General features: G+C 58.9%; 9 protein-coding genes and 1 pseudogene. 1 reads left to right on the forward strand and 9 read right to left on the reverse strand.

All coding sequences use genetic code 11. The features are described from left to right. Positions 1 to 60: 60 nt before the first annotated feature. Positions 61 to 1,632, reverse strand: a pseudogene (locus tag CEK65_RS21350) (MobA/MobL family protein). A gap of 265 nt (positions 1,633 to 1,897) precedes the next feature. On the opposite strand from CEK65_RS21350, the gene CEK65_RS19790 reads away from it, so the two are divergent. Beyond that, entirely contained in the window at positions 1,898 to 2,152 is a 255-nt protein-coding gene (locus CEK65_RS19790) for a hypothetical protein (RefSeq protein ID WP_152182748.1), read from the forward strand. Between the two features lie 61 nt (positions 2,153 to 2,213). Here CEK65_RS19790 and qatD read toward each other — a convergent pair whose 3' ends face one another. The 8 genes from qatD to CEK65_RS19830 all read right to left on the reverse strand — a co-directional run. Next, entirely contained in the window at positions 2,214 to 2,954 is a 741-nt protein-coding gene (qatD, locus tag CEK65_RS19795) for a Qat anti-phage system TatD family nuclease QatD (RefSeq protein WP_226980657.1), read from the reverse strand. Beyond that, positions 2,954 to 4,261: a Qat anti-phage system QueC-like protein QatC gene (gene qatC, locus CEK65_RS19800; protein WP_226980658.1), complete on the reverse strand. Its 1,308-nt coding sequence runs from the start codon at positions 4,259 to 4,261 to the stop codon at positions 2,954 to 2,956. The genes qatD and qatC overlap by 1 nt, the downstream gene beginning before the upstream one ends. Continuing rightward, entirely contained in the window at positions 4,258 to 5,013 is a 756-nt protein-coding gene (locus tag CEK65_RS21265) for a hypothetical protein (protein ID WP_226980659.1), read from the reverse strand. The genes qatC and CEK65_RS21265 overlap by 4 nt, the downstream gene beginning before the upstream one ends. Then, a complete protein-coding gene (locus CEK65_RS19810) occupies positions 5,014 to 6,783 on the reverse strand; it encodes a KAP family NTPase (RefSeq protein ID WP_152182749.1) in 1,770 nt (589 codons plus the stop codon). It abuts the gene before it with no gap. Positions 6,784 to 7,112: 329 nt separating this feature from the next. After that, complete coding sequence (locus CEK65_RS19815) at positions 7,113 to 8,300, reverse strand: hypothetical protein (RefSeq protein WP_152182750.1); 1,188 nt, start codon at positions 8,298 to 8,300, stop codon at positions 7,113 to 7,115. Between the two features lie 84 nt (positions 8,301 to 8,384). Next, positions 8,385 to 10,976, reverse strand: coding sequence for an XVIPCD domain-containing protein (locus CEK65_RS19820; RefSeq protein ID WP_152182751.1), 2,592 nt, complete (start codon positions 10,974 to 10,976; stop codon positions 8,385 to 8,387). 36 nt (positions 10,977 to 11,012) lie between these two features. Next, positions 11,013 to 11,654 carry a DUF1629 domain-containing protein gene (locus CEK65_RS19825; RefSeq protein ID WP_087963661.1) on the reverse strand — a complete coding sequence of 214 codons (642 nt, stop codon included), beginning with the start codon at positions 11,652 to 11,654 and terminating at the stop codon, positions 11,013 to 11,015. A 139-nt stretch (positions 11,655 to 11,793) separates the two neighbouring features. Continuing rightward, a partial coding sequence (locus CEK65_RS19830; RefSeq protein ID WP_152182752.1) for an integrase core domain-containing protein occupies positions 11,794 to 12,013 on the reverse strand: 220 nt, incomplete at its 5' end.

A 12,013-nucleotide genomic window follows, 5' to 3' on the forward strand; every position in this document is an offset into this window, starting at 1 on the left:
AATAGGAGGCACCGTGGTTGCAGGGGAGGCGGGGACGCAGTGGTCGCGGGCGCACGTCGGTTAAGGGACCGGGGTCGGCAGGTCGTCGAGCGCAGCCGGTTGAGCCTCCGGGACTCCAAAGACCAACGGTCGGTCGAGCTCGAGGGGATAGCGCCCGAGCATCTCCTGGCTCCAGGCCCCCAGGAGACCGCCACTCTCTGCCGCCTGCTTTTCGCAAAAGGCCTGTTGCTCCGGGGTGACCCGGGCCCGCGCTTCGGCCAGCTCGGCCGTCCGCTTTTCCAGCGTGCTCAAGCGCCACGCCCGCCGCTGCTTCCAATCCTGCTCCGTCCAAGAGGTGCCAGGCTGGGGATTGTTGACGGTGAAGTCCTCCCAGGACCGCTCCGCCAGATGACGGAGCCTGGAGGCGCGTTGCTCGGCCTGCAGGCGCCGTGCAAACCGGGTCAGGCTGGCTTTGAATCCGCGTAACCGCCGGGTCAGCTCCAACAGGTCCGAGCGGAACCGGGCGTGCTCGGCGAACGCCGCGGCACGCTCGGCCGCCCAGGCCAAGAATTGGCGGGTGGCGTGGAGCGCACGCGCCACTGCCTCGTGGCGCAGTGCTCCCCACTCCTGGCTCAACTCGGCAACGAGCGTCGGGATGGATGCCGGCTCCGGGCGTGGCGTCCCGGGAGCGCTCTCCTCCAGCAACCCCAGCCGTTGGGCGATGGCTCCCATGTTGCGAGAGACCTCGATGCGCCCTGCCCCGCGGCCCAGCGACAGGGGCAGCACGGCCGGTGGACGGCGGAGTTCCCGTTGGGCCTGTTCGTGGCTGTGGCCAACCGGCACTTCCACCGCTCGCCCCTAGTTTTCGAAGACGGCGATGAGCTTTTGGAAGGCCTCCTCATTCGCCTCTTCGATTCGGCGGTTCGCTTCCACGCGCTCAGAGGCCTGGCCCCGGCGGGCTATGGCGGTCGCGTTCTTGCCCACATGCTTGGTCGGCTCCCGCGAGAGCACGGCAGCGGCGACCAGGTCGCCGCGGGCCAAGGCGTCATTGGCCTGCGCTTCCAAACGGCGATGGTCCACCTGGAGCCCTAGGCCAGCCGCCTCAAGGTGGGCGTTGATGGTGGAGGCGATGAGTTCGCGCACCCACTGCACTTCAACCCGACCCGAAGGCCCGCCGTCCAACTCCTTGGTTTTGTCCGCGAGACCTTCCGGACCCATGCGCCGCGTCGTTGCCAAGACGTGGACGTGCCAGTTCAGCCCGTCCTCGGAGCCGGGGCTGTGGATGCTGGCTTGGGCCGCGAACCCGTAGCGACTGACCAGGGCACGGGTGACCTCCATGGCCAGCGCCGATCGCTGCGCCTCGTCGAGTTCGTGGGGCAACGCGAACTCGAACTCGCGCGCGATCGTGGCGTCCTTGCGCCGCTCGGCCGCCTCCACCGCCGGCCAGAGCTCGGCCGGGACCAGGGCCCAGTCGGGCGCGTCCTCTGGGGCGATGCAGCGGGTCTCGACCACGCCGTCCCGGCGGCGGTAGTCGTGGCGCTGCCCGGTCTTCTCGTCTTCGAGAAGCAGGCCGGCGCGGTAGGCGGCCGCAGCGATGGACGAATGTCCTTTGGCGCGGCTGAACGTCTTGATGTTGGCGTGGTAGATGGCCATGAGGTGTTGCTCCGAAGCAGTGGGGTTGCTTCGTTTATGCCTTGGCTTTTGATTTGCGCAAGCGCCGCCGGCGCTTGGGGTTCAAGGGGCGGAGCCCTTTGCGCACATGTCACGCAGTGACACCTAGGTGCGCTCTTGCTTCCTTCTTTGAAGCTTTGTTTTTCAGAACTTTCGAGTCGCACGGCGTACGAAATTCGAGAGCACCTCAACGCTTGACGCTAGCCGTTTTCCTGCTTGACTCATTTCTAAGCGACAGGAGAAAGGCATGACCGCAACGAATCACTACCGAGACCAAATTCACCGGGCTACCGAGCGCTTGGCCCAACTGCAAGCAAGAGAGCTTTTAGCCAACCAGCGCCGCGAAGCGAAGGAGCAGGAAATGGCAAAGCGAGAAGAAATGAAACGACGGCAACGCGTGGCCGACCTGGTTTTTTTAGCCGGCGCCCAGGCACTCGACGACGACGCTCTGCTGAGCGCCCTAAAGGCGCTCATGGAGAGTAGACCAACACGCCCCCATTGAACCATGCCCGTCAGCGCTGGCGCAGAAAGAATCCAACCAACTGGCTGTCCTCTCAGCACTGCTACAGCGAAACCAGCTCTCTCAGGTTCTTCACCACTTGCTCGGCAGCGACCTCAGCCGATATGCCCCAGGTTTGGGACAGGTGTTGAACGACCTCGCTGCACTGGGCCGGTGCTAAGGCCCGTCCACGTAGCTTCGCAAAGGGGCCATCCGTCTCAGTGAGAACGCGCTCCGGCGGCATAAGCTTCACAAGCTCACGACCTTTCGCTCCGCTGACCATGGCGCTTCCAACGGAGAACCAGCAGTCCATTTCTATAGCCCTAGCCAGCTCTCTCTTTGTCCCTGAGAACCAGTGAAGTATCGCGACACCAAAGCCTTTATGCTGATCCAAAGAATCCATGACCTCCGTCGCGGCATTGCGGCTGTGAATAGTCAAGATTCTTCCGCCCTGGTCGGCACACGATTTCAGAACGTGGTGAAATACCTCGACCTGTCGACTCCAGAACTCTCTGCAATCGGATCCGCCATCCAAGCCCACCTCTCCAACGTATCTAGCCTCTGGCAAAAGGCGGTCGAACAGGCTGAGTTCTCCAATACGCTCTCCCGCCAACTGAGGATGGAGCCCCAGGGCAGTCTTGATACGCGGGTAGCGACTAGCCAGTTCACGCGTTTTGATCCAAGCAGAGGGAGTCGTTGTAACCGACAACACGTAGGCACCACTGCGTCCTGCCCGCTCGACCTCCACCCCAGGGTCAGGGTAGAGGTCGAGATGGCAATGCATGTCTACAGTGGGAGCCGGCATCAAAAGTGGACTTGTGACCTGAGGTAACCCTCCACCTCAATCATCCCACGCCGCACCGCTTCCACGCGAGAATCGCGATCGGCTGCAACCAGTGGCATTGGTCCGGTCTGTGCGACCCATTTCGCCACATCAGCCTTAGGAAGCCGTCTGACGGCCAGCAACATCGCCATCAAATCGTCAGCGTCGGCGCCGTGATCCAAGAAGTGCTGGAGCACTTGTCCCTCCGGTTGATAGTCCGTTCCATCCTTCATTCCTGCTCCATGATATGCAGCGCGGCGGATAAGGCACGGAACGCAGCGGCCGCACTGAGTTCTTTTGCGCTTCCACTTCCCACAAGACACGGTCCTGTCGGCAATCTGCCTAAGACGAGCTTGGTCTAGACAATCCCTCATCATCTCGCCCTTAGTCTTATCTGCGTAAGGGTTCTTGATGTCGACGAGCAAACCAACTTGGTCAAGAATCCTCTGCACGAGATTCAGGTAATAAGGGTGAGTCGTCCTGGTGCTAAGGGCACCAATCCGCCGCGGGGTCAGAGGCGGGTTCAACGCGATCAGACCGTTTTCGGGGACAAATAATGTGCGGCGATTCGCTCCTGGACCCACCAAGGCGGACGCCATCAAGACTCCCATGGCGAGGAAGTTGAAGCTGCGGGTTCGCATTTGAACGTCGTTCCCAACCTCCAGCCACCCACTAGGATTTGCCTGTGCGCCAAACCTAACCAAGTTGGTCCCCAGCTTCGGCAAAAGCTCAATCTGGCGCTTAGCATCGTGCGTGTAAGCATGGCTCACCAAAATCGGTTTGCGATCCTTCTTGAGCAAATCCAGCACCCCGATGGCGCTATCCAGACCTCCGGAAAACAAGCATGCGCAGTCGCAATGGGCCGGGTCGATCACTCTTCTGGTTCGAATCTTAAAGACAGGCGGCGGCGCACCGTCCCCCACAAGCTTGATAGACCAGACGTCTCCACTCAGGAAGTTGAGCGCACTCGTCAGCAGAGGGAGCACCGGCACCCAACGAGCAGGTTCGACAAGCGCGACGGTCAGCTGGATGTCCCGTGCCCACCCATCGGCTGCATCATCTCGATTGACAAACGTATCTGAGGCAGTGACCGCCATCGATAGCGAAAGAAAATCAAATGCAACGGGGTCAATAGGTGCCTTTAGGCGGGCAAGCCGGTTGTAGAGACTCAACCCAATCGCGGCCATTCCTAGTTGGTTAGGAACACCTCCATACAAGTGGACTGGAATAACATCCGCTTGCGGAGCCGGAAGCTTAGTCAAATCAGGATGCACGACCACAGTAGTCATGACTGATATTCCTCCCACTCCTTCCAAACTTCCTTGATGGCTGCGATTTGGACAGCCTGCATTTCCTCGATGGTCAGCTGCGAGATCTTTCCCAACAGCAACGGCTTCATATGCTTGTCGGTAACAACCTCAACCAGCTGCATAAGTTCTTTTTCCGCTCGCTCCACAGCCTCGGGACTGTCAGCTTTCGTAAAAGCCTTGTCCGAATCCATGACGATTGCTTGAAAAATCGATAGCGCCGTATAAGTCACCATCAGGTTCACGAGGATCTCGTCTGTGATACTGGCAAAGTCGAAGGCCTCCACCCCGTCCAGACACATGGAAAGAGCCTCATTGAGCGCCGTCCGGATTCGGTCAGCGTCGCCATTTTCTGGCACAAGGGCGTCAACCAAGGCATCGATGACCTCCCGCGTTGGCCTTCCAGACAAAGCAGCAAGGTTGACCGGTGCTCCTGGCGAGTTGGTCCGAAGCTGATTCAGCGTTCCGAACAAGCCGGCGCCGGCCTGAGCGACTGAACCGAAGCGCCTGGGTCCTACCCCAGAGCCTCCAGTAGAAGAGCGAGCGTAGCTGTTGAGCGCCTTACTCAGTTGCTGCCCATCACCGCTCGCCACGAACTTACCAAGGTGCGTCCGAAATGACTTGAAGCGGTTTTCCTCAGGCTCCGGCCCGGGGCCCTGCCCGTCCACATCCGCCCACGGCGGAACCAGGGGACTGCGGTTATTGGCTCCCTTGCTCGATGTTGATGTTCCCATTTACGCTACTCCCTTAGCCCATGCCTTGTCTTTTACAAGCGCCTTCAACCATGGTGACTTCTTACCTGGCAGGCCTGTTAAAAAGGCGCCAAGCTGCCGGCCGGCATCTGCGTCCGAATCGGCGAGCAGCACCGCACCATTTATTGCATCGGGACGAACACTCCAGTCCGCATGTCCCCTGAGAGAAGCAAGTAGCTCACGCATTACAGCCCCATGTTCACCCGGAGCAATGCCAGTGATTGCCATCGCGGCGGCAGGTGACAAAAGAGTCTTCACATTGACCAAACGAAGAACCGCCTCAGCCGACGACTGAGACATGTCACCGGCAATGGAGCGCAACACAGCCGTTTCCTTGCTGAGATACACCAATGGCCTCAAATCAAGGCCACTTAAGGCAGGCTTCAATCCAAGCCAGTCATGCAAAAAATCCGCACTCTTCTTCCATTCTACGGGGCACGCCTCTTCGAACTCCTTAGGATCGTCAGAAAGACTTTCTAAGGTAGCCATGAGCTCAGGCTTTCCTTGGGCAGCTTCATTGATAAGTGCATAGAGCTTCCTAACGGCCACAGGGTCTGCACAACGTTCAAATAGAGCAAACTTGGCGACCATGGCTTCGTCTACCGGCATGCCGCGCCTTGCCGCAATGCGGGCGCGCAAACGCACGACATTGAGAAGCCTTTTGACAATTCTCGGATTTCCCTCGACAAATGTTGATTTCGCCAGAAGCGCCGACATGCGCTCTGCTATATCAAAACTCATTCGTATAGCGTCATCGCCTCCCGCCAGGTTTGAAGCCGCATCCACCGTTATCGGTGGCTCTTTCCAGCTGGCGCGCAGGTTCTTTTCGAGAGCATTTCTTAGCTCGTCCAGCTTCGCTTGACTCACATCGCCAGCCTCAGCAAAGAGCATGAAGAGATATGCGCGAATTTCGGTAACGCCCAGCCTCGGAACCCTCACTGGTATTTGGATGAGCTTATCCAAGTAATCCGTTACATGCCGCTCGTTGGCGCCATCGAAATGCTGACTCACCGAGTGACGCACCATGTCTTCATCAGCTGCTACAACAAATGCGGATTGCTCCATGAAGAGGAATAGTCGCAGCGCTTCAAGTGTATGAATTGTCTGCTCTGGCAGGCAACGGTCTAGGTTGTCGACAAAGACCACCAGCGTCTTATCCAGACCAACCAGCAGCCTCTGGAACTCTTCACGAAATGCATCAACATGTTCAGGTGGGCTTTTACCCTTTACAGGGTCCACCAATCCAGCCACAGCCTTAACTCCGTCCGCCGCCGCTTGAGTGTCTTCCGCCTCGGGCGTTCCTGCGAACAATTTTCCAAGGCCCGCCACTGCTTTAGAGCCAACGCCCATCAACGGCACGCCATGCAAGGCGGCAACAACTTCTATCCCCAGCCCCAAGGTGCGCATGGTGTTCACGCGCGCCAGCAAGCTTTTAGCAATCCCTAAAAGTCCTGCATCTTTCTTCGCAGCCTCATACAGCCGGCGCGCGATGACATCCATAAGTGCGGCGCGTGCATCGTCGTAGCCCTGGTAGAGCCAGGCGTCGAATCGGATGATGATCACCTTATCCTTTGCATCCTCCCGCAGCCGCACTTCTATGAGATTCAGCAAGCTGGATTTGCCTGTCCCCCAGGTTCCAAATACCCCGACCGAGACTGGCCGCATGCTGGGATTGAGCAACACCTCCGATACAACCTCCGCCAATTCGAGGTAGTTGAGGTAATCACGCTTTGTTTCGATATCCGACCACATACGTTCCCCCTGAGTCCATTCCACTGGCCGTGTAGCTACATCATTCCGCGCAAACCTGCCGCCTGCGCATTAGAGATAAAGACAAACAACGCACATGCACTCATCAACAATTCAGTTTACATGCATTGAGCGACGCTTTAATTTATTAGCCAACTCACTGCAAACAATACGGATGGTAAGCTCGCCACCTTCAGTTTACGACGTCCGCCCCTCCGGCAATCTCCGTGTCGAGAATCCGCCACCTGCTTTACCTATTATAAATCTCGCAGCTTTTGCTACGGCAGCTCTTTTTCCGGGATTCACGCCTCGCACCACATCAATCCCTATCATTAAGAGCAATTAAGCTCCATGGACCACCAATCGACTCGCGGCAGCGACGAGCGGATTCTCTTGCCATTTAAGGAAGGCATAAGTGCAGACATTTTTCTCGCCATGCTCCTATGTCGCTTTCTCTCTTCAACATCTTCTTCGGGGGCATCCCCGGCTAAAAGCGCATCACGAAGAACCGAAAAAAAAGGAGGATCCACTCCAGGATCGCTATCGCCCACAAGAATCCTATCGCCCCCCGTATGTTGAGCATCAATAAATACCATCATGGCTCCAAATACCGAACAATCGAGAGCAACATCACCCGAAATGCTCGTGTTCGCAGCATGATACTTAACGGCGATTCTTGCCAACCTGACTCGCTCACGGAAGTTGGGGTGAGTTGAATTTCCGCCATGGGAACCACTGGACATAGAAAGATTGAAAACAATAGAACCCAGTGCCGCGACTGTCACTCGACCCGACTCATCCTTCAAACAGCTTGACACCATCCGAGCTCTAACAGCACCAAGTTGCGATAGGATTGAGGCATTCGCGTTAAATCGCGAAAAGAAGAGAACCGTCCATGCAAGAGCGGAAGCATCCGCATCAAACTCAACAGCCCTGCTGCCCAGGTTTTGATCAACCTTTTCGGACCACCAAGTTAAGGAATCCTCAGTATGAGCGGCACAGCCCTCATGCCCATTATGCAAATGGGCAAATTCGTGAGCAAATAGATAAACAAACGCAGCCTGCATGACCATCTCGCTAAAAGCGGAAAAATCTTCAGGCCCGAGCTCCTGCTGCGGCAGAATATTACCGATCGAATGACCCTTTTCCCAAAAAGTTGGAGTGCATCTTATTGTCGACATAACTAGATGAGCTATGCGCTGCATCCTCAATATAGTTGCTTTTGTCACAACGACAATATGTTGCCCGGGCCCCAAAGCGTCTCGAAAAGGCCACGCATTCACCACGCTCGAATCAGTGATACAGCCTTTAACGGAATGGCAACTGTCCAAGCCTGGATTCACCCATGACGCCAAAGACTCCCAGAGCCGCCAATAGTCAGCAAGCCCGTCCTTGATGACTTCTCTAGCTGACATTGGCATACCAATCCTACGGCCAACCGCCCCCACCTTAGCCCAGGCAAGCATTTGATTGTACTGATCGGAATACTTCCGATTCGCTGATTTCAATGAAGTAGCCATAACACCTCTCTTGGTCGTCATTATTTATGTGCAACCCAGCAGTTCTTCCTTTGCGGCTACATCAGTTGGAAAAATCTCTTATAGTCACGGACCACCCATTGTCATCCGCGGCCCCTGCTCCTGTCGCTGGGTCTGCTGCTGGGTCTGCTCCAATGCCTGCTGCCGCACCTGGTCCTGCCTGATGACCTCCGCCTGCTGCAGGTTCTGCTCCGCCGGCTGCTGTGCGGCCTCCCGCCCATCGACCCGCGCATGGAAGATCGGCAGCTTGTCGCCAAACGGCGCGTAGACCGCCAGCACGTTCTCTGACCCGTCCTTGCCTAGCGCACCGGTCACCCGGTCCACTCGCTTCACCAACGGGTCCTCGGCCTGCTGCTTGTAGAGCGCTGCGGTGACGTTCCGGCTCTCCTCCGCGTTCCAGTTCCCCGTTCCGCTGACCCAGGAATGGATCGTCTGGTAGGTGAAGTGGTCCGGGTGCGCGGGGTTGTCGGCCAGCATCGGCCCCTGTGTTCCCTTCTCCTGGGCCGGTTCGGCCTCCTGCTCCTTGCTGCGGCTCGGCGCGGTCACCGAGACCGTCTCCAGCGTCGGCACGTGCGCCACAGCCGGCTGGCCCAGTTCGGCCTTGGCCTGGCGCAGCTCCTCGGAAGTGGTCACCGCTACCTGGTGGGCCACGCCGTCCTGGCCGACCTGGTAGTGAACGATCTGGCTGTCGTAGCCGTATTGCCCCTGCTCGTTCGGCTTCAGCTGTTGCATCGTCGGACCGGTGAGTCCTTCGGCCTCCTTGGTCCGCTTGGTGGCGAGCTCCACGGCCTGCAGGTTGTTCTCCTGGGCGTTGAGGTCGACGCCAGCAGCTCGATAGCGGTGCAAGAGCTCGTTGTGCTCCATCTGCGCCGGCGTGGGCGCGGGGCGAGCCTCAATGGCCGCCAGGGTCTCCTGGGCGCGTTCCAGCGAGGGTTGGCGCATCTGGTTCGTCAGCTCCAGCTCAGCCGCCAGATTGCCGGTCGCCACCCCGTCCTTGCCGAGCCACTGCCCGGCCTCGTTGCGCTGGTAGGTCTCGCCGTCGTGGCCTTGCACCCGGTCTTGCTTGGCACGAGCACTTTCCACGGCGGCAGGAACCGCCACTCCGTAGTCCTGACCACGCTGGGCGGCATGGCTCTCCAGGTAAGCCTGGGCGATGGCCTCACGACCGGTGGCGATGTTGCCCTCGATCCGCGCCAAGGCTTCTTGGTTCAGACGCTGCGCCTGCGCTGCATTCGCGATCTGGGGCTCATAGACACCTCGGTCGTTGGCGCCGTCCACCCCCGTCTTGACCTGGCGCTCCCACTTCTCCGTGTCTGGATTGCGGTGCCAATTTTGGTTGTCCAACCCAATCCGATCGCCGGGCTGGGCCGGCAGGTTGAAGGGATCCTGCGGCGGCGGGGCTTTGCCCAGCGCGAACTCGGCGGCCTTGGCATTCGCCATGGCACCCAATTCCTGAGACTTTACGTAGCTGGCGCCGACGGATATTTGGACAGGGGTTTCGCGCCCATCAGCGGCGCGCTCGAACGCGCCCTGGCGTTCCCAATCCCGCCCATTGAACTGCCACTCCATCCCGGCTTTGTCGGTCTGGTGGAAGATGTCGCGGTTCTCTTTGAGGTCGACGGCCTTGTCGAAGGCCTTGCTCATCAAGACAGCATCGCCCACCACCAGGGCCGCGGGCACAAAGCCGCCGCTGCTGCCCAGCGCGGCCGCGGTGGACGCGCCGCCGGCCCAGCCGCCCACGTTGCGCGCAACAGCGTGATTGACCTCCGACTGCGCGGCGGTGAGGTTGCCCTGCTCCATCAGCGTGGCCGCCGTGCGGGCGGTCATCACCGCATCCGCCCCGGTCGCCAAGAGTCCGCCGGCACGGGTGAGCCCACGCGCGGACGCCTCGCCCATCAACAGCTCCATGGCGACTTCGCCACGCTGTCCGCGCGGCACGCGAATGTTCTGGGCGGCTTCCGGACCCAGCACCTGCTCGACCTTGAGGATGCCCTGCTCGGACAACACCACGCGCCCGTCGTGATGAGCGTTGGCGATGGCGAGCGACAACCCGCTGCGCTGAAGCTGGATATCCCCGCCTCGAACGATTGCGGCGTTGCTGATCTGGATTTGGTTGAGCGTGGTGACGATGCGCGACTCGGAATGCGCGACGGCACCCCAGCCGTGGTCCACCCCCACAAAGCCCTTCAGGGCTTCAATCTGTTGGGCATGGGTCTGCTGGTAGATCGGGATATCGCGGAAAAAGTCTTGAACCTTTTGGTTGGTCTGTGCAGGGGTTAAACCAACGGGCGTATTGGTGTTCAAATCGCCGTTGATTAGGCCTACTTTGACGGTATCGCGTAAGTGCTCGACGCGCTGGACAACACGGTCCATCGCCGTTGGGTCGCCCTCCAACATGGCTTGACCATCTCTGGAGCGTTCAATGAGCCGCAATTGCGACAGCATTCCATACTGATATTCGCCGAGTGGGCCACCGCTATGCGGCGTGATGCCCATCGCTTGAGCGAACGCAGGGTTGGCCGGCAGGAACAGTCGGTTTTCCGGAGCGTGGATGTCAAACTTCCCCACCCGTTGCAACTCATCAAGCAACTCGCTGTTCTTCAGCGTCTGCTGCTCGATGTTGTGGTGGTCCTGGAAAAGCGTTCGGTAGTTCGGCACAGATCAGGCTCCTTCCTTGTGACCTTGTTGCTCGCCTTATCGGTTGACCACGTCGTAGAACCAGAGGCCGTCCGACTGTCCATCGGTGCCGATACCGGCTGCTTCTACGGCGTCCTTGAACAACCGGTCGCAGAAAACGCCCCCGTGGAAAGCCAACCTAAAAACGTGCGCATCACCGAGGACATCACGCTTGAAAGCCAGGCGAATTTCGCCCGTCAGGTCGTAATACTTGCCCTCCTCGAAATCATCACTGACTTCGATGTTGAGCATAGATGCATCCTCATCCAACGCATCCAATGTGCGAATCACGTCGCACAGGTAAACGTTTGGCCCCTTCGAGCCATCCGCCAAGCGATAGTCTGTCTCTACAAACGCGAACGCCCCAGGATCGACCGCTTCCATCACTCGACGCAGGCGCTCTGACACCAGCCAGTAGCCGCTGAATCCCCCTTCCAGGTCTTCAGGAGGCACGCCTTCACTGGGGTGGTAGACCAGGCGTGGAACCTCGCGCAAAGCAGGAAATCCGCCATCCTTTGGCCTCAGAATCAGCCTAGGCGGAGTGAGGAGTGCCTCTCGGTTCTCAAAGACAACTCCATGGCCTTTCCCCCCGCGCCGAACGTCCGGCTGCAGGTGGAAGAACTCCCCTTTCTTGGGTTGATTGGTCGTCGTTGTTTCCATGCGTTCCGTCCCGTCCACCTGGGTATGGTCTCCACCTCAATCGGGCAGAGTCTACCGCCCCTATCGCCGACTGGGGCAGACAAAAGAGCGCATGCCCAACCCTAGCCACTCGCTCTACCATGGCGAGCAGAGTCAGCGCCTAGCTGTGTAAACCCACCACGTTGTTCAGTGGAATTCGGGAGATGGGAGGTTTGTAGCCGAGGCTGGCGTGTGGTCGATGCCAGTTGTAATGATGCAGCCAGCCCGAGAAGGCGTTGGCGCGTTGCGTGGAGTCGATATAGGAGCGCGCATAAGCCCATTCGCGCAGGCTGTCGTGCCGCAGCCGCTCGGCATGTACACTGTAGAGTGACGCTCTGGCG

It is taken from the genome of Xanthomonas sp. LMG 12459 (genome assembly GCF_009192905.1).
GTDB classification, from domain to species: Bacteria; Pseudomonadota; Gammaproteobacteria; order Xanthomonadales; family Xanthomonadaceae; genus Xanthomonas_A; species Xanthomonas_A sontii.

What these genes read in the sequence shown, in the direction of transcription:
- CEK65_RS19815 (WP_152182750.1), bottom strand. Translation starts at nt 8,300, where the DNA reads ATGGCTACTTCATTGAAATCAGCGAATCGGAAGTATTCCGATCAGTAC.
- CEK65_RS21265 (WP_226980659.1), bottom strand. Translation starts at nt 5,013, where the DNA reads ATGGGAACATCAACATCGAGCAAGGGAGCCAATAACCGCAGTCCCCTG.
- CEK65_RS19810 (WP_152182749.1), bottom strand. Translation starts at nt 6,783, where the DNA reads ATGTGGTCGGATATCGAAACAAAGCGTGATTACCTCAACTACCTCGAA.
- qatD (WP_226980657.1), bottom strand. Translation starts at nt 2,954, where the DNA reads ATGCCGGCTCCCACTGTAGACATGCATTGCCATCTCGACCTCTACCCT.
- CEK65_RS19790 (WP_152182748.1), top strand. Translation starts at nt 1,898, where the DNA reads ATGACCGCAACGAATCACTACCGAGACCAAATTCACCGGGCTACCGAG.
- qatC (WP_226980658.1), bottom strand. Translation starts at nt 4,261, where the DNA reads ATGACTACTGTGGTCGTGCATCCTGATTTGACTAAGCTTCCGGCTCCG.
- CEK65_RS19825 (WP_087963661.1), bottom strand. Translation starts at nt 11,654, where the DNA reads ATGGAAACAACGACGACCAATCAACCCAAGAAAGGGGAGTTCTTCCAC.